We start from the raw sequence: 21,336 nt of genomic DNA on the forward strand, positions 1-21,336 counted from the left end.
CCGATGGGTAGCACAGGTGACAAGATTTCCGGGCTCGCCAACAAGGCGGCGGGCAATATCAAGCAGGCTGCCGGCAAGGCAACGGGTTCCCGGAAGCTGCAGGCTGAAGGCAAGGCCCAGGAACTGAAGGGCGATGCCCAGCAGATGAAGGGCAAGGCCAAGGATGCGGTGAAGAAGGTGGTTGACCGCGCCTGATTGTGTTCCATGGCTGAAATTGGGACCGGCTCGTCATCGAGCCGGTTGCTTTTTGGGCCATGACCGGTGGTTCCGGACTGCAATCCAAATTCGTGGTTTGGGCCAAAGGAGTGGTGTGATATCTTGTTTTTTCGCAACCTTCTCCGCCGCCAGCAGTTTTGACTGGTGATATACAGGAGGAAAGCATGAGCCAACGTGCGATTGATTTCGTCAACCACTGGATAGAGGCCAATGTTCATGCCACGCGTCCGGCGGACATGGCCCATCATGATCCAAGGCCCAAGCAACTGGTCGGCAAATGCACCGCTGCAGCGGAAGCCGCCGGTATTTCAAGGGAAGAGATTCTGGACGGATTGGGCGACCTGGAAATTTGCATGATCGCCGCCATCGACCGGGCTGCCCTGGCCGCAGAGCGCAAACGCGCCTAGGCAGGATAGGCTCTAATGAAAATCCCGGGATTTTGGCAGAATCCGGACCTTGCGCGGATGACGGGCTCTCGGCTGATCGGGGACCGGATGGACCACTTCATCGGCATGCGATACCGGCATGGGCGGCAATTGTTCCGAAAGACGATAGAGATCGGCCGTGCGGTCAATCAGTTTGCGGGCAACGATATGCGTGACATTATCGCTGCTCTGGACCGTTCCCTCGATCAGGATAAGGCGGGAACTCATCACTTCCTTGCGGTACGCCGCCATTGTCTTCGACCAGACGATGATATTGGCAATGCCGGTTTCATCCTCGATCGTCATGAAGACAACGCCTTTGGCGCTGCCCGGCCTTTGGCGGACCGTGACCACGCCGGCAAGCTTGACGCGCCTGTTGCTGGCCAGCGCTGTGGCTTGCCTGCAGGTTAAGGCACCTTCGCCGGCCAGCATGTCCCGCAAAAACTGCAGGGGATGGCCCTTGAGCGAAAGCCGGAGGGATTCATAGTCGGCAATGACATGTTCTGCCATCTGCATAGGCGGCAGCCGTGTCTCCGCTTCCATCGCAAGCTCGTTGGTTTCAGCAATCTGGAAGAGTGGCAAGGTTGTATTGTCGGGAAATCTGCGCACGGCCCACAATGCTTCGCGCCGGTCAATGGCGAGGGAACGAAACGCATCCGCATCGGCGAGCAGGACAAAGGCGCGGCGCTCCAGTCGCGTCAGGCGGCGAACCTCTTCAATGTCCGCATAGGGTTTTTTCCGCTTTGCGCAAATTTCGTCGGCCCAGGCTTTCGAAAAGCCGTCGACCTGCCGAAAGCCCATGCGCATGGCAGGATTTCCGTGGCTTTTCTTTTCCAGCGTGTTGTCCCATTCGCTGAAATTGACATCGACAGGACGCACGTCGACATCGTGCTCGCGTGCGTCGCGGATGATCTGGGCCGGGGCATAAAAACCCATGGGCTGCGAATTGAGGAGGGCAGCAGCAAACACTTCCGGATGGTGGTATTTGATCCAGGAGGAAACGTAGACGAGAATGGCAAAACTCGCCGCATGGCTCTCCGGAAAACCATATTCCCCGAAACCTTTGATCTGGTTGAAGCAGTTTTCGGCAAAGCTGCGCTCATAGCCGCGGCGCACCATGCCCTCGACCATCTGCTCCTGCATCTTGTGAATGGTACCGCGATTGCGGAAGGTTGCCATGGCACTGCGAAGTTTGTTGGCCTCATCGGGGGTGAAACCCGCCGCTTCAATGGCAATGCGCATGGCCTGTTCCTGAAACAGGGGAACGCCCAATGTTTTAATCAGAACATTTTTCAGTTCATCCTTGTCGCCATATTTGGGAGAAGGCGATGGGTAATCGACATTCTCGATGCCTTTGCGCCGCCGCAAATAGGGATGCACCATGTCACCTTGTATCGGCCCTGGGCGCACGATGGCGACCTCGATGACCAGGTCGTAAAACTCCTGCGGGCGCAGGCGTGGCAGCATGTTCATCTGGGCACGGCTTTCCACCTGAAACACCCCAAGGGAGTCCGCCGCGCACAGCATGTCGTAGACCTTCAGATCGCCTTGCGGGACAGTCGCAAGTTCTAAGCGCTCGCCCTCCTTATGCAGATGAATGAGATCAAAAGCCTTGCGGATGCATGTCAGCATGCCGAGTGACAGCACATCGACCTTCATGATCCGCAGCGTATCGATATCGTCCTTGTCCCATTCGATGAAGGAACGGTCCTCCATGGCCGCAGGTCCGATGGGAACGGTTTCGTCAAGCCGCTCCCGTGTCAGGACGAAGCCGCCGACATGCTGCGAGAGATGGCGCGGAAAACCGAGCAGTTCCGTCGCCAGTTTGACGGCGCGGCGGATCATGATGTTGTCGGGGTCAAGACCCGCCTGCCGCACATGCTGCCGGTCAACGGTGGAGCCCCAGCTGCCCCAGACCGTGTTGGCAAGCGCAGCCGTCACATCTTCGGTCAGCCCCAGGGCCTTGCCAACATCGCGGATGGCGCTGCGCGGGCGGTAGCTGATCACGGTCGCGACGATGGCCGCACGGTCGCGGCCGTAGCGGCCGTAAACCCATTGCATGATTTCCTCGCGCCGTTCGTGCTCGAAATCGACATCGATATCGGGCGGTTCCTTGCGCTCGGCCGAGAGAAAGCGTTCGAACAGCGCATTGCCGTTCGTCGGATCGACAGCGGTGATGTGCAGGCAATAGCAGACGGCAGAGTTGGCGGATGAACCCCGGCCCTGGCACAGGATGTTCTGCGACCGCGCATAGGTGACGATATCATGCACCGTCAGGAAATACGGCGCATATCCCAAAGTTCCGATCAGCGTCAGTTCCTTGTTCAGAAGGTCGCGAACCATTTCAGGAATGCCGTCGGGATACCGTTTCGCCGCCCCCTTCCATGTCTCGTCGGCGAGGTGCTGCTGCGGGGTCTTGCCGGGGGGCACCGGCTCATCGGGATAATGGTATTGCAGTTCACCAAGGGAGAAGGTGACGGGCGCGGTGAAACAGCGGATTTCCGCAAGGGCGGATGGAAAATGCCGGAAAAGATGCTGCATTTCTTCAGCCGATTTCAGATGCCTTTCCGCGTTCTTCTCCAGTCTGCGCCCAGCCGTATCAATGGTGACATGGTCGCGGATGCAGGTCAGCACATCCTGCAGCGGACGGCGGGAGGCGGTGTGGTAGAGCACATTGTTGATCGCCAGCAGCGGAACACCGGCCGTGGCGGCGATGCGCTCCAGCTTTTCGCCATGGCGCCGGTCAGCGCCGTCATAGGACATGGCAAGACCAAGCCAGATGCAATCAGGTGCAACGACGCCTAGTTTTTTCAGTACAGGTCCGAGATTTTCATCCGGCTGTCCTGATGGCATGACCACCGTCTGGAAATCCTTGGCGCGGAAAAGGAAATCCTCCAGCACCAGATGGCACTCGCCCTTGATCCCCGCCCGCGTCTTCCCCTCGCTCAAAAGGCGGCACAGCTGCCCGTAGGCCGGGCGGTCGCGCGGATAGACGACCAGATCGGGCGTGCCGTCGATGAACATCAGCCGGCAGCCGATAAAGAGATTGAGCTTTATCCCCTGCTCCTGCGTCAGTTCCTGATGCGCCTTATAGGCCCGCACCACCCCGGCAAGCGTGTTGCGGTCGGCGATGCCTATGCCCTCAAGGCCGAGCAATGCCGCTGCCTGCACCAATTCCTCCGGCTGCGAAGCGCCTTCGAGAAAGGAGAAATTGCTGGTGACGGCAAGTTCCGTATAGCCGGGCATCAGGCAAAAAGCCCATGCAGGTACCAGCGCGGCGTGGTCTGGCCGCGCTCATACAGGCCTTCGCGAAAGACCCAGAAACGGTGCCCCCGGTTGTCTTCGAGGCGGTAATAATCCCGTGTCAGGGCCCCGGCATGTTCCCGCCACCATTCCGGCGCGATGCGCTCCGGCCCTTCGGCGAGGACGATAGTGTGCCGGACCCGCCGCCAGACGAATTGTGCCGGGGCGCCATCGGGAATTCCCGCCGTCGTTTCAATCTGTTCCGGCGGCTGGAACAGCCGGACCGGACGCTCGGGCGGCTCGCCCGGGTGCTGAACGGGCGCCCATTCGACCGGCGGATTTGCGGCGGTGTGAACAGCCGGTTCCAATGAAACGGCGCGCTCGGGAATATGTGTGTCGACGGGATGCGGGCGCAGGACCCGCCCTGTCCCGAGACGGATCGACAGGCGGTCAATCAGCCCGCCAATCTCCTCGGTTTCCTGAACCGTGCTGTCGAGGCTTTTCTGGATGGTTTGGGTTCGCTCGGCCCGCACTGCCGCAAGACGGATGATGTCAAAACCGTAACCGGCATCAAGCGGTTCGGCGAGTGTGGAAAGCCGCTCCTTCAACAGCCTGAACAGGGTTTTGGTGTCGGTCAGCGGCCGTCCGGCCTGAATGCCGATCCGCCTGACCTCGCCATCGACACGGAAGAACGAAGCCTCGACTTCCCGCGCGCCCTCGACACGCTGCTGCAATTGCCGGAAAAGTTCGTCGCCAAGTGCATGCAGCACCCGCTCAACGCTGTCCATGACAATCAAGGGTTCGGCCATGCGCCGCTCGACCATGCAGGCGGGTACGACGCACCGGGGGGAGATCGGGTGGTGCGCATATCCGAAAAGAGCGTCGAGGCGCTCGACCAGCCCGGCGCCGAAACGCGCGGCAAGGGCCGCACGGGGAAGCACTTCGACATCGCCGATGGTGCGCAGCCCGGCTCTCTTCAATCCGGCCAGATGAACATCTTCGATCTCGAGGCTGACGAGACGCAAGCGGCGCAGTTTTTGTGTGAGCGCGGAATCCTCGATCACGTCTCCCGCCGAATGACGTGCGAAAGCATGGGCCGCCGCCGCATTGCCTGTAATGGCCGAGCGGACCACCACGCCATGCTGGCTCAGGCGCTGGTGGATATCCCGGCGCAACTGATGCTCGTCACCGAAGAGATGCACGCAGCCGGTGATGTCGAGCATAAGCCCGTCGGCACCGTCAAGCGCGACCAGCGGCGTATAGCGGTCGCACCAGTCGGCCAGTTTTTCCAAAAGGGCGGCGTCCTTGCGCGGAGACGCGAAGGCGATGTCGAGATTTTCGAACTGCGCCCGGGCGTCGGTCAAGGCCATGGTCTTGAACAGGCCGGCCTTGGCGGCGCGTTCGTCAAGGGCTGTCAGGCGCAAGGCATTGGCAACCTTGTCAACGACAATCAGAAACTGGCCGGACTCAGCCCGTTGCGGATTTTCGCGTTTGAGGCGGTCGGTGGGCAGGTGTGGAAACCACAGCGCCAGAAACCGGTTCGATCTGTCTGAAAACATGATTGTCACTCTCCCATTGCAGGATCCAATGGCCCGTCATGCCCTGCCTGTTGCGTATAAGGGTGGCGTCAAACACCGGGTGACCCGGCGCATTGGCGCCGCTCGACCGCGACGCGTTCGAGCGGATCATCCAGCGGGTCACAGCGGAATTGTCGATTGGAATGGCGCCGAGCCGCAGCAGGAAGGCGGGCACGCCCGTCTGCTGGGCGGTCAGCAGCAATTTGCGCGTGGCTGTCAGGTCAAGGCATTTCGGATTGCTCCACGGTGCTATGATGACGGCGCCCGTTCCGCGGATGCCAAGGCTGTCTGAGGCAGCTTTCAGCACATCCTGCGGCGACGAACAGCGCACGATGACGAGCCGCTGCGGATCAAGACCGAGATGGTTCAGCCCCGGCGCATAGGGAAAACCATGTTCCTGCGCGGCAAAATCCTCTTCGAGCCAGACAATGGGGCTCTGGTCACTGGACGAACGCAAGGCTAAGGCGATGACGAAGCCGGTCGCTGCGCCCGCATCGTGCATTTGCGCTGCAAAGACCTCATGCAGCGCGCCGCGCTGTAGTCCCTTGCCCAGCACCTTGTCGATGCTTCTGTCGCCGAAACCAAAAGCACTGCGCGGCGCCTGCGCTTCCAGCGCATTCCGCTCGCTTAAAGACGCGATATCGCGCCGCAACGCCGTAAGGTTGACGGTTGTCACCACGGTTTCCCCTGAATGTTCATGATATGTTCTATTATGGAATCCATTCGGCCAAAGAGTCAAGCGGAGTCCGAAGAGGGACGTATTGGGGGTCAGCGGTCGATGCGCGTGGAGAGGATGATGGACGAAATGGTGCGCTCCACGCCTTCCAGGGCACCGATCCGGTCCAGCAATGTGTCAAGTTCGTTGATGGACGGCGCTTCCAGGATGACGATCATGTCGTATTGCCCGCTGACAGAATGCAGGGTCCGCACCCAGGCGATTTCGCGCAATGCCGCTTCGACCCGCTTGGCAAATTTCGGCAGGGCCGTGACCAGCACATGCGCCTTGACCAGATCCCGCTCATATTCGGGGGAAAGCAGCACGCTGTAGCCGCGAATCATGCCGCGCTTTTCCAGCCGCTCGATACGGCTTTGCACGGTGGTGCGCGACACGCCGAGCTTGCGGGCGAGGTCGGCGGTCGAGGCGCGGGCGTTCTCGCGCAGCAGGGAAAGCAGGGCGTGGTCGGCATCTGTCAGCATAATGTCAAACTCATACGGCATATTGTAAAAAAATGGTCGTAATATCGTCAGTTTACACGCTTCATTTCGACGAGCAAGCCTGCGAAAATCTTTATAACTTTTTTATATCCAAGGGGAATCACATGAAAGAGATCGTCATCGTCGGTGCAGGCAAAATCGGCGGAACAATCGCCAACCTGCTCGCAAACACCGGAGATTACCGCGTAACGGTCGTCGACCGCGCCCAGGCACAGCTTGATGCCCTGGATGTTTCCCCGCTCGTCGTTACCCGCTGCATCGAGATTGCTGAAGAAGGCGCGCTTGAAAAGGTTCTCGCCGGCAAATTCGCCGTGCTCAGCGCCGCTCCCTTCCACCTGACAACGCGCATTGCACAAGCCGCTGCGTCGTCGGGCGTGCATTATCTCGACCTGACCGAGGATGTTGCCAGCACCCGTATCGTCAAGCAGCTTGCGGCCACGGCAAAGACGGCCTTCATTCCCCAGTGCGGTCTGGCCCCGGGCTTCATCTCGATTGTCGCCAATGATCTGGCCAAGCGCTTCGATACGCTGGAAAGCGTGCGCATGCGCGTCGGTGCGTTGCCGCAGTACCCGTCCAATGCGCTCAACTACAACCTGACCTGGAGCACGGACGGTGTCATCAACGAATATTGCGAGCCTTGCGAAGCCATTGTCGACGGCGAACTGACGGAAGTGCCGCCGCTGGAAGAGCGCGAGGAATTCTCGCTCGACGGCGTAACCTACGAGGCTTTCAACACCTCGGGCGGTCTCGGCACCCTGTGCGAAACGCTGCTCGGCAAGGTCCGCACACTGAACTACCGCACGATCCGCTATCCCGGCCATGCCGCCATCATGAAGGCCCTGCTCAATGATCTTGGCCTGCGGGACCGCCGCGATGTGTTCAAGGACATCCTGGAAAACGCCCTGCCTTCGACCATGCAGGACGTCGTGGTGATTTTCGTCACGGTCAGCGGCCGCAAGAAGGGCCGCCTCTTGCAGGAAACCTATGCCAACAAGGTCTATAGCGGCCATATCGGCGACGTGCTGTACAGCGGCATCCAGATCACCACGGCATCGGCCATCTGCGCCGTTCTCGACATGCTGGCCAATGGCGACCTGCCGCAGCAGGGCTTCCTCAAACAGGAGGATATCGCGCTTGATGCCTTCCTCGCCAACCGTTTCGGCAAGGCCTATGCCCAGAGCGAAACAGCGGGACGCCTCGTCGCCTGATCGTTCCGCTCGTCGGCTAACCGTTAAAACAACGCGCCGGATCCCGTATCCGGCGCGTTTTTGTTGCAGGTTTCGTCCATTTCCTTGCCTTGCGCTTCCGGAATCCGGGTGGTAGCGTTTTGAAAACATGTGAAAACAGTGAACATCACGCGGCTCACCAGGGCGTTTCTATGTCTTGCTGAACGGGAGGTGATGCCGGGAGGATGACAATGGAACGGCGTGAATTTCTGGTGGGCGCAGCCGCCCTGTCGGTGCTGGCGGCATCGAACACGGGACTGATGGCACAGACAGGCGGAGCGCTGGAAAAGACCAGCCTGACGCTGGGTGTCGGCGGAAAACCGCTCCTCTATTATCTCCCGCTGACCATTGCCGAGCGCCGCGGCTTTTTCAAGGATGCCGGTCTGGATGTGACGATCAACGATTTCGGCGGCGGGGCAAAATCCCTGCAGGCGCTGGTGGGCGGCTCCGTCGACGTGGTAACCGGTGCCTACGAGCACACGATCCGCATGCAGGCGAAGGGGCAGGATGTGCGTGCGCTGTGCGAACTCGGGCGTTTCCCGGCCATCGTCATTGCCGTGCGCAAGGAACTGGCCGACAAGGTCAAATCTCCCGCCGATTTCACCGGCCTGAAACTTGGCGTCACGGCTCCCGGTTCATCGACGGCCCTGACGATCCAATACGCCATGGTAAAGGCGGGTCTGAAGGCCAGCGATGCGCCGCTGATCGGCATTGGCGGCGGTGCCAGCGCTGTCGCTGCGATCAAGCAGGGCCAGGTGGATGTGATTGCGCATCTCGATCCCGTCATTGCCAAGCTCGAGGCCGATGGCGATATCAAAATCCTCATCGATACGCGCACCGAGGAAGGTACGCGCGCCCTGTTCGGCGGCTCCAATCCGGCGGCGGTGCTCTATGTGAAGAAGGACTTTGCCGACGCGAACCCCAACACCTCAAAGGCGCTGGTGGGTGTTTTCGTCAAAACACTGAAATGGCTGCACAGCGCCACGCCGGAAGAGATCGCCGACAGTGTTCCCGCCGAGTATCAGCTAGGTGACAAGCCGCTGTACATCAAGGCCATTGCCAATTCGCTGCCGACCTATTCGCTGGACGGTGTCCTGCCCATGGAAGGCATGCAGTCCGTTCTCAACACGCTGAAAATCCTCGATCCCGAATTCGCCAATGCGACGATTGACCTTGCCGCGACCTATGATGACCGTTTCATCAAGGGGTGAGGCATAAGGGCCAATGATCATTGCACGGAAGACCACACGGGACCTGAACGAGGCCGAGGATGTCAACGCCGTTGAGCTGAGCGGCATCCATATTGCGTTCCCCCTGCAGGGCGGCGGCACCTATGAGGCGGTCGGTGAAACGAATCTCGTGGTCAGCGACCGGGAGTTCGTGGCGATTGTCGGTCCCACCGGCTGCGGGAAATCGACACTGCTCAATGCGACGGCGGGTCTTCTCAAGCCGGCGCAGGGACAGGTCCGCACGTTTGCCAAGCCGCTGTCGGGCTTGAACAAGCATGCGGGCTATCTCTTCCAGCAGGATTCGCTCATGCCCTGGAAGACCGCGATCGACAATGTGGCCATCGGGCTGGAGGTGGCGGGCACGCCGCGCCGCGACGCCCTGGAGCAGGCGCGTGTCTGGCTCGGTAAAGTGGGACTGGCGGCCTTCGCCGACCGCTATCCGCACATGCTGTCGGGCGGCCAGCGCAAGCGCGTCGGACTGGCGCAGGTGCTGATCCGTCATCCCAAAATATTGCTCATGGATGAGCCGTTCGGGCCGCTCGATGCCCAGACACGGCTGATCATGGGCGATCTCCTGCTCGATCTGTGGTCGGCGGACCGCAAGGCGGTGATGTTCGTCACCCACGATCTCGATGAGGCCATCGGTCTTGCCGACCGGGTGATCATCATGTCGGCGGGGCCGTCATCCCGTATCATCGGCAATTACACGATCCCGCTGGCGCGGCCGCGCAACATGGCCGACATCAAGTCCGAACCGCAGTTCCATGACGTGCACCGGGAAATCTGGAATGCCCTGAAAGAGGAAGTCCTGAAGGGTTACCGGCAGTCCGAAGAGGTTCGGCCATGAACCGACTAACGCTCATCAGCCTTCAGATTCTCGTGGCGGTTGTCACTCTGGTCTTCTGGCACATCGCCTCGACGACAACCCTGATCGGCAATCCGAAAACCATCAGCTTTTTCTTTGCCGAACCTCTCGCAGTCGGCAAGCGCATGGTCCAGTGGTTCATGGAAGGATCGATCTGGTACCACCTCGGCATCACGCTGACCGAGGCGGCGCTTGCCTTCATCATCGGTTCGCTGGGCGGCGTGATCATCGGGTTCTGGTTTGCCCGCAAGCCCTTGCTCGCCGCGGTGTTCGATCCCTATGTCAAGGCGGCCAATGCCCTGCCGCGCGTCGTGCTCGCGCCGATCTTTGCGCTTTGGCTGGGGCTTGGCATCTGGTCCAAGGTGGCGCTGGGCGTGACGCTGGTGTTCTTCATCGTCTTCTTCAATGTCTATCAGGGCGTCAAGGAAGTCAGTCCCGCGGTTCTTTCCAACGCCCGCATGCTCGGCATGAACGAGCGGCAGCTCTTGCGGCACGTCTACATGCCGTCGGCCCTCTCATGGATGTTCTCGTCGCTGCACACATCGGTGGGTTTCGCCGTGGTCGGTGCGGTGGTGGGCGAATATCTGGGCTCGGCCGCCGGGCTCGGCTACCTCATCCACGAGGCCGAGAGCGTGTTCGATGTCACCGGTGTTTTTGCCGGCATGTTCGTGCTGATGGGCTTTGTCATTCTCGTGGACTGGCTGGTGACGCTGGTCGAAAACAGGCTGCTCGTCTGGCGGCCCAGGACCTCGGTTATTTCAAGCAGATAGGCGGCCGCCACCGGCATTCCGGCGGCGGTCTCCGCATTCAGATGGCCGTCAGATCCGCTCCGCGCGTCTCCTTCGACAGAAGCACGCAGATAATGCCCGGAATGACCATGACTGCCGCGTAGATGATGACCGCATGCGGCGTGCCGGTTGCGTTGAGGAGCAGCGTCGCAATCAGCGGCGCAACAGAGCCACCGACCACCGAGGCGACCTGATAGCTGATGGACATGGCGGAATAGCGCACATGGGTCGGAAACAGCTCCGTAAAGAACGGCGCCATGCTGCCGACGATAATGCCGTGGAATGTCAGGGTGAGCAGGGTTGCCTGCAGGACCAGACGCGGATCGGCGCCGTGCGGCAGGCTGAACAGATAGGCACCTGCGCCAAGGCCGCCAACCAGTCCCAGCAGCATCAATGGCTTGCGGCCAAACCGATCCGAGGCATAGGCTGCGGCCATGATGACGATGACTTCAAGGATCGAGCCCCAGAACAGAGCGCCCACGCCGACGGACCGCGCCAGCCCGAGGAACTGGACGGTGAGAACGAGAAAGAAGGTCGTGAACAGATAGAACAGGGTGTTTTCGGCTGTTTTGACCAGAAACACCTGACCCATCGGCTTGCTGAAATGTTTGAAGGCTTCCGACAGGGGCGCGGCTGGCACGGCTTTGCGCTTTTCGACCAGCTCGATGAAGGCTGGGGATTCCTCCACTTTGCGGCGCATCCAGAAGCCAAGGACAACCAGAACGATCGAGAACAGGAACGGCAGGCGCCATGCCCAGTCGACAAACGCCTGCTCGCCGAAGCGCAGGGTCAGGAAGCTGATCGTGGCTGCGGCGAGCACGTTGGCCGCAGGGCCGCCGATCATCGGGAAACTGGTCCAGAAGCCACGCTGCTTGCCCGGCATGGACTCGGCGACGATGAGCAGTGCTCCCGTGGCTTCGCCGCCGACGGCAATCCCCTGGAAAATGCGCAGCAGCACCAGCAAGGCGGGTGCCAGAACGCCAACCGAGGCATAGGTCGGCAACAGGCCCATGGCAAAGGTCGACCCGCCCATCATGGCGAGGCTGACCACAAGCGCATTCTTGCGGCCGATACGGTCACCTAGCACGCCGAAAATGATGCCGCCAAGCGGGCGGGCAATAAAACCGATGGCAAAGGTGCTCAGGCCCAGCAGAATGCCGATTGCCGGATCCGCGGTCGGGAAAAACGCCTTGTCGAAAACCAGCACCGCGCAGGTGGCGAAAACAAAGAAGTCGTACCACTCGATGATGGTGCCCACCGCGCTGGCGAAAAGCAGCCGCGCGCGTTTTGCGAATCCGTCCTGAGCCATGAATTTTCCTCCCATTGGCATGATTGACCCCGGGAGGCGTTCTACTGGCTCATTTTGTAACCATCAACGCATGCGTTTCAGCTGTCTCAGGCCCATTCTCCCCGGCGCATGACCGGAACTGTACTGCCGTCTGCATGGACGCCATCCACATCGATCTCGCCCGATCCGATCATCCAGTCGATATGAATGAGGCTCTTGTTGCCGCCGCGTGCCGCAACCTCCTCGGCCGACAGCTTGTCGCCATTGACGAAGCATTTGGAATAGCACTGGCCGAGCGCGATATGGCTCGCGGCATTTTCATCAAACAGGGTGTTGAAGAAGAGAAGGCCCGATGCCGAGATTGGCGAGGAATGCGGCACCAGCGCCACTTCGCCCAGACGCCGTGCCCCGTCATCGGTGTTCAGCACCTTGTTGAACACCTCTTCGCCGCGAGAAGCCTTGGCCTCGACGATCCTGCCGCCTTCGAAACGCACCGAGATATCCTCGATCAGCGTGCCCTGATGGGACAGAGGCTTTGTGCTGGAGACATGGCCGTCCACACGCAGGGCGTGCGGCGTGGTGAACACCTCTTCCGTCGGAATGTTCGGGTTGCAGGTGATGCCGTTCTTGGCGGTCGAGGCGCCACCCTGCCACCGGTGCTCGTCGGCAAGACCGACAACCAGATCGGTGCCGGGGCCCTTGAAGTGCAGGGAGGCGAAGTTGAGGCCATTCAGCCATTCGCGGCGTTTGGCAAGCACGGCATTGTGTTCCCGCCATGCGGTGACGGGATCGTCAATGTCCACGCGCGACGCGGCAAAGATGGCGTCTGCCAATTTGGCAACCGCTGCGTCTTCGGAAAGATCCGGGAAAACCTGCTTCGCCCAGGATGGATTCGGATACGAAACGATGTTCCAGTTGACGTCGAAACCGGCAATTTTCTCCAGTGCCGGCTGATAGGCCTTGGAGGTTGCCCGGTTGGCGCGGGCCACCTTTTCCGGGTCTTCCGCCGAAAGCAGCATCGGATTGTCACCGGCAATGGCAAGCCGCGCGGTGTTGGATGAAAAAGCCTTGGCCATTCCCTCGAAGAGCCATGTGGCGGCATGGTCGAAACTCTCCAGCGGCGCATGACGATAGCGCGCCAGTGTTGCTTCTTCGTCCGCATAGAAGGAGGTGACCAGACCGGCACCCGCCTTGTAGGCGTGCTCGGTGATGCGGCGTACCAGCGGCAGTGCGGCCAGCGGTGCTGTTATCAGGAGGTCCTGCCCCGCTTGCAGCTGCAGGCCGATTTTGACGGCAACTTCAGCCAGGCGGTCAAGCTTGACGGGATCAACGATATTGGTCTTTGCGGATGTGGTCATGGCGGTTCCAGAGTGACAACGGAATGGAGAACGGGAGATAAGGCGGGGTCGCGCAATAGTCTGCTTCCCCGCCTGCCGGATCAATCCTCGTGGATCAGGCTGTGGTCACGGCTGTCACGCATCTTGATGTAGACGATCAGCGACAGGCCGATCATGATGGTGACATACCAGAAGAACCAGGTTTCGTGGCCCATCTGCTTGAACTTCAACGCCACCCATTCGGCAGTGCCGCCGAAGATCGTGTTGGCAAGCGCATAGGGCAGGGCAACACCGAGCGCCCGGATATGCGCGGGGAAAAGCTCGGCCTTCACCACGGCGTTGATGGAGGTGTAGCCGGTGACGATCAGGAGACCGGCCAGCGACAGAGCAAAGGCGACGTAGGGGCTGGTGGTGACGGCCAGCGTGGAGAAGATGAGGTATGTGAAGAGGACGCCGAGAATGCCGAAGCCGACCATCAGCGGCTTGCGGCCGATCCTGTCCGAGAGAGCCCCGGCAATGGGCTGGCACAGCATGAAGATCAGCAGGGCGAGTGCGGTGATTTCGCTCGACGATTCCTTGCTGAAGCCGGAGGTGTTGACGAGGAATTTCTGCAGGTATGTGGTGTAGGCATAGAAGGCGAGCGTACCGCCGGATGTCAGTGCCAGAACGGTGAAGGCTTCTTTCGGATAGTGCCGGAACAGGGCAAAGCCGCTGGATTTCGGCTTGTCATCATTCTTGGCATTGTGAAAGGACTGGGTTTCGGCAAGGCCGCGGCGAATGTAGAAAACCGCGATGGCCAGGAAACCGCCAATGGCGAAAGGAATGCGCCAGCCCCATGCGCCGAGCTGCTCGGGCGTGAGAATGCGCTGCAGGATAAGCAGGACCACAAGGGCAACGAGCTGTCCGGAAATCAGCGTCACGTACTGGAAGCTCGAATAGAAACCGCGACGGTTCTTGCCGGCCATCTCGCTCAGATAGGTTGCGCTGGCGCCATATTCGCCGCCGACACTCAGGCCCTGCAGCAGGCGTGCGATGACCAGAAGCGTCGGTGCCAGCAGGCCGATTGTCGCGTAACCCGGTGTGATGGCGATCAGCAGGGAGCCAAGGCACATCAGCGTTACGGACAGGGTAAGGCCCGCCTTGCGGCCCTTGCGATCGGCATAGATGCCCATGACCCAGGCCCCGATCGGGCGCATCAGGAAGCCGACGGCGAAGACGGCTGCGGCGCTCAGGAGCTCGGCGGTCTGGTTGCCGGAAGGGAAAAAGACAGGCGCAAAGTAAAGCGTGAAAGCGGCATAGACATACCAGTCATACCACTCGACAAGATTGCCCGCCGATCCGCCGATGATGGATTTCAGTCGGGTTTTAACGTCGGGTGCAACGGCAATGGGTGCGGTTTCGGCAATATCGCTCATGAAAATTCCTACCTATGATTGTGGCTGACCGTCTGCGCGGCGCTGATTTCCGGCATGGCGTTTCTTCGGTGTGAAACAGGGACTCCCTGCCTCCAAGTCTTAGGGCAGCCCCGGCCAGAATTCAAATCCTTATCTGCCCGGCCGATTTTGACGCGATCCGCTGACGTGCACCTGCACCAAAGCGTGATCGAAACGAGCGGAAAATTGCCATGATCCGGGAACTCCCTCGGGGCAGTGCCGTTTTCATGGTGGGAAAGGCGCAATGCATCACAGGTTTTGCGCGCATTCCGTCATTTGCCCGCAACAATCCTCAGGAGAAGAAGATGGATCTCAACAGACGCGATATGCTCGTCCTTTCGGGCACCGTGGCAGCCGCAACCCTCTTTGCCCCGGCCATTCAGGCGCATGCCGCCGCCCCTTTCAAGCTGCCGGAACTGCCCTATGCCGAAGACGCCCTGGCGCCTGTCATCTCCGCGCGCACCGTCGGGCTGCATTATGACAAGCACCATGCGGGTTATTTCAAGAAGCTGAACACCCTGGTGGAAAAGACGCCCTATGCCGACCTTTCCCTTGAAGAGGTGGTGGTGCGGGCGAAGAAAGACGGCAATGCGCCGGTCTTCAACAATGCGGCGCAGGCCTGGAATCACAATCTGTACTGGCAGCAATTCCAGGGCGGCTCCGCGCCAGCCAAGGGTGCCTTCGCCGCAGCCGCAGAAAGCGGTTTTGGCGGGATCGATGGCTTGAAGAAGAAGATTGTTGCCGAAGCAGACAATGTGTTCGGGACAGGCTGGGTCTGGCTGGTCAGGGATGGTGACAAGATTGCCGTGACGGGCATGAAAGACGCCGGCGATCCGCTGGCCGAAGGCGGGAAGGCCGTGCTTGGCATCGATGTGTGGGAGCACGCCTATTATCTCGACTATGAAAACCGCCGCGCCGAACATGTGGCGGCGGTTCTCGACAAGCTGGTTAACTGGCAGTTCGTTTCCGACCGGTTCGACGCCTGATCCGGCTGTTTGCCGCGATGGCGCGGAGCCTAGCCGAAATTCGGCACGCGGATGTAATGTTCGAGCGGGCTGATGCGCCCTTGCGGTTCGCCGTCCTGCCCGTCGTCATCCGCCGTTTCCTGCGCCAGCGCCGCATCCTTCTCCAGGCGCGCCTCGCGGATTTCCTTCTCCGAGCTTTCGCCCATGCACAGGGCGCCAAGCAGGATCATGCGTGCCTTGCTGGCGAGGCCGGAATGGTCTTCATCCAGGGCGATATCGAGAATAACCCGGCTGAAATCGGTTGGCTCCAGCGCCTCTTCGGCGGTGGGGCGGATGCGATCGCGCCGCTGATTTTCCGCATCGATGAGCCTGTAGAGTTTTTCGCGCAGGTCCGCACCGACGTTTTCATATTGGGCTGCAAGGCCCGGCGCGGCCGCGGCAAGCTTCTGCTTTTGCCGTTCCCGGTGCCGTTTCTGTCTCTCTGCGTTGGATAGTGCCATGGGTATGTCTGTGCCGTAACGAACGCGAATCACTCGCATGAACTTGATAGGGGTGTGTGCCCCAACGGGCAACATTATGGTCACGTAACACACAGACTGTGGATAACAATCGTTACGATGGCGTGGGTTACGTAACGCGGCGGCGTTACGGCGGCGGCCCAATGCCGTAACGCCCGTGCCGGAACCGCAAGAACATGGTGGCGTTCTGTAACGTGCGGGGTTAGGGATATTGCACGATAAGGTTGCAGACCTGTCGGCCTGAATGAATGGAATTGTGAATGGAAACCAAGGCCAATTATCTTGTGGTCAGTATTTTCACCCTGCTGGTGAGTGCGCTGGCCTTTGGCTTTGTCTATTGGATCGAGCGCTTGGGCGACACGCGGCCCACGGCAATGCTGGAGATCCGCATTCCCGGTTCCGTCACGGGGCTGGCCGTGAAAAGCCAGGTCCTGTTCAATGGCTTGAAGGTTGGCGAGGTGACCCGGCTTTTCATCGATGCGAGCAATCCCGATGTAGTGATCGCCCAGACGCAGATCGATGCAACCACGCCGATCACGCGCTCGACCCAGGCGGAACTGGCTTTCGTCCTTTTGACCGGACAGGCCTATATCGAGCTGAAGGGCGGCAAGAGCTACGAACCGAAGCTGCTCGAAGAAGCCGAAAAGGAAGATACGGTCGCGCGGATCGATATCGACCCGTCATCCCTGAAAACCCTTGTCCAGACCGTACAGGATGTATTGCAGCGCGTGGATCGCGCCATGGATGCCACCGAAAATTATCTGGACGAGATGAAAGGGCCGGCGCTCGACCGGGCGCACGAAGCCAAGGCGTTCACCCAGCAGCTTGCCGACAGCACCGATATGATCAACCGTTACGGACAGCGGGCGCAGGATGTGCAAGCCGTCATAAAGGATGCGCGCGAAACCATGTCGCGGATCAACGAGGCCTCCGTCAAGGTTGACGATGCGCTGACGAAACTGAACAGGGAACTCTCCGACGACAAGGGCAGCACGGTCGCCAATATCCGCGAACAGCTGCAATCCTATCGCGATACGGCCGACAGCTTGCAGGCCCGGCTGGCGCCGATCCTGAAAACGCTGGGAACCTATACCGGTGAGAAACTGCGCAATGCGCAAAAATTCATTTCCGACAGCCGCCGCTCGGTCGAGACCATCGAACGGGCGATTTCCACCTTCGACAGCAATCCGCGGGAAACGTTGTTCGGCGGGGAGAGCAAGGTTCCGGAATATAGCGGACGGCGCTGACCCCTTGGCCGCCACCGGCCAGGCGCCCAAGGTAGTGCTCGACACACCGGCATTCGATGGATAGCGTTGCAACCCTGTAGGGGGACATGATGCGGTTGAGTGTGATCGGTACAGGACTTGTGATTGCGGCGCTTGCAGGCTGCACAACGCCATCCGGCGGTAGGGGCGGCGATACCGGGCTTGTGGCGGATGTCAGGTAACTCGTGACAACCTCTTATCAATGCCAGAATGCGCTTGGCCGCGAGCCGCATTACTCCGCCATCGAAAGCAGCGAGACCATCCTCAAGGCGCTCGGCCGTTCGCCTGAAGAGGCTGACCGGACCGTTCGCGGCTGGCTGAAGGGGCTGATCGCATCGCCCAAACAGCCAACGGATATGGATCGCAAATCATGCAAGGATACATTGCTGAAGCTGGCGGAAAAAGTCAGGGTTGAATTCGAGGCGCGCAAAGCTGGGGGATGACGCATGGGGGAACCGGAACCGCAGCAATCCGGGGCGCTGTCTCCGGTACAGTTTGTTCTGGTGCTTGTGTTTGCCGCCGGTGTGAGTTCGGTTCTGTTTTACCCGGCAATGTTTCTGCTGGGCCGCATCATTGGCCTGTTCCGGGCGGCGGGTTAACCGCCCCCATGCCAAAACGGTCTTGACGCGCTGCGGACATCTTCGCGTAATCCCCATAGTGTATGGTGCCGTGCCTATGGAGGCTTCATAATGGCTCGCATGTCCGGCATGTTTTTAATTGTTTTGTTTTTCATTGCGCTCGTTTCATTCGAAATTCTCAAGAAGGAGCAGATCGCCGGTTCGGGGCATGTCGTTGCCAAGACCATCGATATCGAGACATTCGATGGGATTACCCTGCAAGGCATCGGCAATGTCCAGGTGAAGCAGGGGGATGTCGAGGCGCTCATTGTCACGACGGATGACAATATCCTGCCTTTGCTTGATATCGGCGTGAAAGGCGACGATCTCGTGCTTGGCATCCGCGGCAGGATCGAAATCGTGCCGTCGAAGACGGTTACCTACGACATTACGGTCAAGGACCTCAGCCGGGTCACATTGTCCGGTTCGGGCAGCATCCACGCCGGCGCATTCAAGGGCAGCATGGTGAAAATCGATCTCTCCGGCTCAGGCGATATCCATTTTGACGCGCTGAGCGCCGATCAGATTCTGCCCCGGGTGACCGGTTCGGGCAGCGTGAAACTGGACAATATAGCGGCCGGCAATGTCGATGCCGCGATCACCGGTTCGGGGCAGATCAGCCTTGGCGGCAAGGCACAGATACAGGATCTCGATCTGGATGGTTCAGGTGCCTATAACAATGGCGATCTGGCCACCGATGCAACCAAGGTGGATATTTCAGGCAGCGGCAGCGCCCTGGTCCAGGCGAAGAACACGCTGGATATTTCCGTGAACGGCAGCGGCAAGGTGGAGTATTACGGCCAGCCGGCGGTCAAACAGCGCGGCCATGGCTCAATGCGCGTCACGCCGCTCGGGGAGAGGTAGGCATTTCGACGTTTGCGTGGATGTGGTTGATTTGTCCGGCGATACCGATGGCACTGAAGTCGGAGACCGGTTTCCGGGAAAGTAATGGCGGAGAGGGAGGGATTTGAACCCCCGATGGAGTTGCCCCCATGCCGCATTTCGAGTGCGGTGCTTTCAACCACTCAGCCACCTCTCCGCGTAAAAGCCCCCGTCATGAACAGAGACCTGATAAAGCCGGGATGTTCTCCCAGCCGGTGCCGCGATGTCCCGAAGGACTTGGCTTGAGCGTGCGACGCGCTAGATAGCGGGCAAAGCGCAAGGATACAAGAGCAATTTTGCGTTAAATTTCTTGACTCTCGCATAATCCTCACCTTATAAGCGCCCGACGACTGGCGTGGGGGATTCTCCGCGCCGTTTGTTTTTGAGTCCGGGTGCCCATATCCGCAAGGGGTTGCAGGCATCTTTCGATTAATATGTCACGACTGACAAAAAGACGGTTAGCGCCCTTCAAACGGCAAAAAACCGAACCGAACGCCGAAAGGGCATAAAATGTTCGCAGTCATCAAGACCGGTGGTAAGCAGTATCGCGTTGCCGCCAATGACCTCCTGAAGGTCGAAAAAGTTGCCGGCAATGCTGGCGACATCGTTGAATTTGCCGAAGTTCTGATGGTTGGCGTCGGTGCAGACGCTACGATCGGTGCTCCGACCGTTGGCGGCGCGCTGGTCACAGCCGAAGTCGTCGAGCAGGGCCGGGCACGCAAGGTCATCGCTTTCAAGAAGCGTCGTCGCCAGAACTCCAAGCGTACACGCGGTCATCGTCAGGAACTGACGACGATCCGGATCGCCGAGATCCTGACGGGTGGTGCCAAGCCTTCGAAGACTGCCGCTGAAAAGCCGGTCAACAAGAAGCCTGCTCCGAAGGCGGAAGCTGCCGCTGCGGAAGCAACCGAGACTAAAGCCGCACCGAAAGCCAAAGCTGCGCCGAAGAAGGCCGCTGCCAAGGCCGAAAAGCCCGCTTCGGGCGAGTAAGAACAGGTTTAAAGGAGCAATCCCATGGCACACAAAAAAGCTGGTGGTTCGTCGCGCAACGGTCGTGATTCCGAATCAAAGCGCCTTGGCGTGAAGAAGTTTGGCGGCGAGCGCGTGCTTGCTGGCAACATCCTCGTGCGTCAACGCGGCACCAAATGGCATGCGGGCGTCAATGTTGGCGTTGGCAAGGATCATACCCTCTTCGCACTTGAAGCCGGTGTTGTATCTTTCCGTACCAAAGCCAACGGCCGTAGTTTCGTGTCGATCGTGAACCCGATCGCCGAAGCAGCAGAATAGCTGGTCCTGCTTGAAGCACCGGCGTCCCCATCGGACCCGGTGACTGGCATCCAAGCCAAGAGATCAAAGGGGAGATGGGGTTTCACCCATCTCCCTTTTCGCATCTGGAGGATAGCAAAATGGTTGCCGAATTACTGGAAGACGATGAAGACAGGCTGGATCTGATAGACTGTCCGGTCCTCGTGACCGAACGCCTGGTCCTGCGCGCGCCGCACACCGAGGACGTTGACGCAATTGCCCGTCTCGCCGACAATCCCCGTGTGGCGGAAATGCTGTCCCGCATGCCCCATCCCTACACGCAGGATCATGCGGTGGACTTCGTGCGCCGCGCCAATGCGGGCGAGATCGGCAAATGCGTCTACGCGATTACCCTTGCACAATCCGGCACCTTCATCGGCTGCTGCGGCATCAATTACCGCCGCAGCCAGGATGTGCGGATGAGCGAGCCCCGCAAGGATGAGCTGGAAATCGGCTATTGGCTGGGCGAACCCTATTGGGGCAAGGGCTATGCAACGGAAACCGCGCATGCGCTGGTGGATCTTGTGTTCCGCGCCACGCAGGTGGAAAAGCTGCACGCGTCGTGCCGCGTCTCCAACATCGGTTCGCGCCGCGTGCTTTACAAGAGCGGATTCCAGTATGCCAATACCGGCATGATGGATTCGCTTGCCGCAGGCAATGTGCCGGTCGAGCGCTATATGCTGGATCGGCGGACATGGATCGGGCTTCGCAGCTGGAACGCCTAGGCGGCCCTATGCCAATCCACCCTGGTGGTCATCTGATGCGGTTTGCTGCGCTTCCGGTGCTCATGGACGAAAATGTCCACTGCGCTCCGGTTCTCGTAAACCGCATCATCTGCCTCACCAGGATGAATTCTCAAAAGGCCGCTGATGTCGATCTGGCCAGTTTTCTTCCCGCGCATTTTCCTGTAATGGCTCGGGGCATCAAAAAGGACTGAACTTC

The 21,336-nt window shown here is 59.8% G+C and carries 23 protein-coding genes and 1 tRNA gene; 15 read left to right on the forward strand and 9 right to left on the reverse strand.

The window, feature by feature from the left end; all coding sequences use genetic code 11:
* Positions 1-3 precede the first annotated feature (3 nt).
* A complete protein-coding gene (locus tag C5750_RS13105; RefSeq protein WP_105734324.1) occupies positions 4-195 on the forward strand; it encodes a CsbD family protein in 192 nt (63 codons plus the stop codon).
* A 185-nt stretch (positions 196-380) separates the two neighbouring features.
* Positions 381-623, forward strand: a complete 243-nt coding sequence (locus C5750_RS13110) for a DUF768 domain-containing protein (RefSeq protein ID WP_105734325.1) — start codon at positions 381-383, stop codon at positions 621-623.
* A 12-nt stretch (positions 624-635) separates the two neighbouring features.
* Here the strand turns inward: C5750_RS13110 and C5750_RS13115 are convergent, their stop codons facing one another.
* The 4 genes from C5750_RS13115 to C5750_RS13130 all read right to left on the reverse strand — a co-directional run bounded on the left by C5750_RS13115 (position 636) and on the right by C5750_RS13130 (position 6,658).
* Positions 636-3,887, reverse strand: a complete 3,252-nt coding sequence (locus C5750_RS13115; protein ID WP_105734326.1) for an error-prone DNA polymerase — start codon at positions 3,885-3,887, stop codon at positions 636-638.
* Positions 3,887-5,443 carry a Y-family DNA polymerase gene (locus tag C5750_RS13120; RefSeq protein WP_105734327.1) on the reverse strand — a complete coding sequence of 519 codons (1,557 nt, stop codon included), beginning with the start codon at positions 5,441-5,443 and terminating at the stop codon, positions 3,887-3,889. The genes C5750_RS13115 and C5750_RS13120 overlap by 1 nt, the downstream gene beginning before the upstream one ends.
* On the reverse strand, positions 5,352-6,137 hold the full coding sequence (locus C5750_RS13125) for an ImuA family protein (protein ID WP_105734328.1): 786 nt from the start codon (positions 6,135-6,137) through the stop codon (positions 5,352-5,354). The genes C5750_RS13120 and C5750_RS13125 overlap by 92 nt, the downstream gene beginning before the upstream one ends.
* A gap of 92 nt (positions 6,138-6,229) precedes the next feature.
* The gene (locus C5750_RS13130) at positions 6,230-6,658 is read right to left on the reverse strand and encodes an Lrp/AsnC family transcriptional regulator (protein WP_105734329.1); all 429 of its coding nucleotides are present in this window, start codon (positions 6,656-6,658) and stop codon (positions 6,230-6,232) included.
* 122 nt (positions 6,659-6,780) lie between these two features.
* Here C5750_RS13130 and C5750_RS13135 point away from each other — a divergent pair, with 122 nt between their 5' ends.
* The 4 genes from C5750_RS13135 (at position 6,781) to C5750_RS13150 (ending at position 10,766) form a co-directional block, all read left to right on the forward strand.
* Positions 6,781-7,884 carry a saccharopine dehydrogenase family protein gene (locus tag C5750_RS13135; RefSeq protein WP_105734330.1) on the forward strand — a complete coding sequence of 368 codons (1,104 nt, stop codon included), beginning with the start codon at positions 6,781-6,783 and terminating at the stop codon, positions 7,882-7,884.
* Between the two features lie 209 nt (positions 7,885-8,093).
* Positions 8,094-9,113: an ABC transporter substrate-binding protein gene (locus C5750_RS13140; RefSeq protein WP_105734331.1), complete on the forward strand. Its 1,020-nt coding sequence runs from the start codon at positions 8,094-8,096 to the stop codon at positions 9,111-9,113.
* A gap of 13 nt (positions 9,114-9,126) precedes the next feature.
* Positions 9,127-9,978: an ABC transporter ATP-binding protein gene (locus C5750_RS13145; protein WP_105734332.1), complete on the forward strand. Its 852-nt coding sequence runs from the start codon at positions 9,127-9,129 to the stop codon at positions 9,976-9,978.
* Positions 9,975-10,766 (forward strand): ABC transporter permease, encoded by a 792-nt coding sequence (locus C5750_RS13150; protein WP_105734333.1) that lies wholly within the window; start codon positions 9,975-9,977, stop codon positions 10,764-10,766. The genes C5750_RS13145 and C5750_RS13150 overlap by 4 nt, the downstream gene beginning before the upstream one ends.
* A gap of 37 nt (positions 10,767-10,803) precedes the next feature.
* Here the strand turns inward: C5750_RS13150 and C5750_RS13155 are convergent, their stop codons facing one another.
* The 3 genes from C5750_RS13155 to C5750_RS13165 all read right to left on the reverse strand — a co-directional run bounded on the left by C5750_RS13155 (position 10,804) and on the right by C5750_RS13165 (position 14,824).
* Positions 10,804-12,093, reverse strand: coding sequence for an MFS transporter (locus tag C5750_RS13155; RefSeq protein WP_105734334.1), 1,290 nt, complete (start codon positions 12,091-12,093; stop codon positions 10,804-10,806).
* Between the two features lie 86 nt (positions 12,094-12,179).
* Positions 12,180-13,430, reverse strand: coding sequence for an aminopeptidase (locus C5750_RS13160; protein ID WP_105734335.1), 1,251 nt, complete (start codon positions 13,428-13,430; stop codon positions 12,180-12,182).
* Positions 13,431-13,510: 80 nt separating this feature from the next.
* Positions 13,511-14,824, reverse strand: coding sequence for an MFS transporter (locus C5750_RS13165; RefSeq protein WP_105734336.1), 1,314 nt, complete (start codon positions 14,822-14,824; stop codon positions 13,511-13,513).
* A gap of 323 nt (positions 14,825-15,147) precedes the next feature.
* Here C5750_RS13165 and C5750_RS13170 point away from each other — a divergent pair, with 323 nt between their 5' ends.
* On the forward strand, positions 15,148-15,828 hold the full coding sequence (locus C5750_RS13170; protein ID WP_105734630.1) for a superoxide dismutase: 681 nt from the start codon (positions 15,148-15,150) through the stop codon (positions 15,826-15,828).
* A gap of 29 nt (positions 15,829-15,857) precedes the next feature.
* Here the strand turns inward: C5750_RS13170 and C5750_RS13175 are convergent, their stop codons facing one another.
* Entirely contained in the window at positions 15,858-16,307 is a 450-nt protein-coding gene (locus C5750_RS13175) for a hypothetical protein (RefSeq protein ID WP_105734337.1), read from the reverse strand.
* 278 nt (positions 16,308-16,585) lie between these two features.
* On the opposite strand from C5750_RS13175, the gene C5750_RS13180 reads away from it, so the two are divergent.
* From C5750_RS13180 to C5750_RS13190, 4 genes are all read left to right on the forward strand, one after another.
* A complete protein-coding gene (locus C5750_RS13180; protein ID WP_105734338.1) occupies positions 16,586-17,572 on the forward strand; it encodes an MlaD family protein in 987 nt (328 codons plus the stop codon).
* A 203-nt stretch (positions 17,573-17,775) separates the two neighbouring features.
* A complete protein-coding gene (locus C5750_RS13185; protein ID WP_105734339.1) occupies positions 17,776-18,033 on the forward strand; it encodes a hypothetical protein in 258 nt (85 codons plus the stop codon).
* A 3-nt stretch (positions 18,034-18,036) separates the two neighbouring features.
* On the forward strand, positions 18,037-18,189 hold the full coding sequence (locus C5750_RS26550) for a hypothetical protein (protein WP_158531329.1): 153 nt from the start codon (positions 18,037-18,039) through the stop codon (positions 18,187-18,189).
* Between the two features lie 90 nt (positions 18,190-18,279).
* Positions 18,280-19,071 carry a head GIN domain-containing protein gene (locus C5750_RS13190; RefSeq protein WP_105734340.1) on the forward strand — a complete coding sequence of 264 codons (792 nt, stop codon included), beginning with the start codon at positions 18,280-18,282 and terminating at the stop codon, positions 19,069-19,071.
* Positions 19,072-19,156: 85 nt separating this feature from the next.
* Here C5750_RS13190 and C5750_RS13195 read toward each other — a convergent pair.
* Positions 19,157-19,246, reverse strand: a tRNA-Ser gene (locus tag C5750_RS13195).
* Between the two features lie 353 nt (positions 19,247-19,599).
* Here C5750_RS13195 and rplU point away from each other — a divergent pair.
* The 4 genes from rplU (at position 19,600) to C5750_RS26555 (ending at position 21,331) form a co-directional block, all read left to right on the forward strand.
* A complete protein-coding gene (rplU, locus tag C5750_RS13200) occupies positions 19,600-20,079 on the forward strand; it encodes a 50S ribosomal protein L21 (protein ID WP_105734341.1) in 480 nt (159 codons plus the stop codon).
* 24 nt (positions 20,080-20,103) lie between these two features.
* Positions 20,104-20,376: a 50S ribosomal protein L27 gene (gene rpmA / locus C5750_RS13205; RefSeq protein WP_105734342.1), complete on the forward strand. Its 273-nt coding sequence runs from the start codon at positions 20,104-20,106 to the stop codon at positions 20,374-20,376.
* A gap of 119 nt (positions 20,377-20,495) precedes the next feature.
* On the forward strand, positions 20,496-21,119 hold the full coding sequence (locus C5750_RS13210; RefSeq protein WP_105734343.1) for a GNAT family N-acetyltransferase: 624 nt from the start codon (positions 20,496-20,498) through the stop codon (positions 21,117-21,119).
* Positions 21,120-21,154: 35 nt separating this feature from the next.
* A complete protein-coding gene (locus tag C5750_RS26555; protein WP_158531330.1) occupies positions 21,155-21,331 on the forward strand; it encodes a hypothetical protein in 177 nt (58 codons plus the stop codon).
* The last annotated feature ends 5 nt before the right edge of the window (positions 21,332-21,336 follow it).

It is taken from the genome of Phyllobacterium myrsinacearum (assembly GCF_002980555.1).
Lineage (GTDB): Bacteria > Pseudomonadota > Alphaproteobacteria > Rhizobiales > Rhizobiaceae > Phyllobacterium > Phyllobacterium myrsinacearum.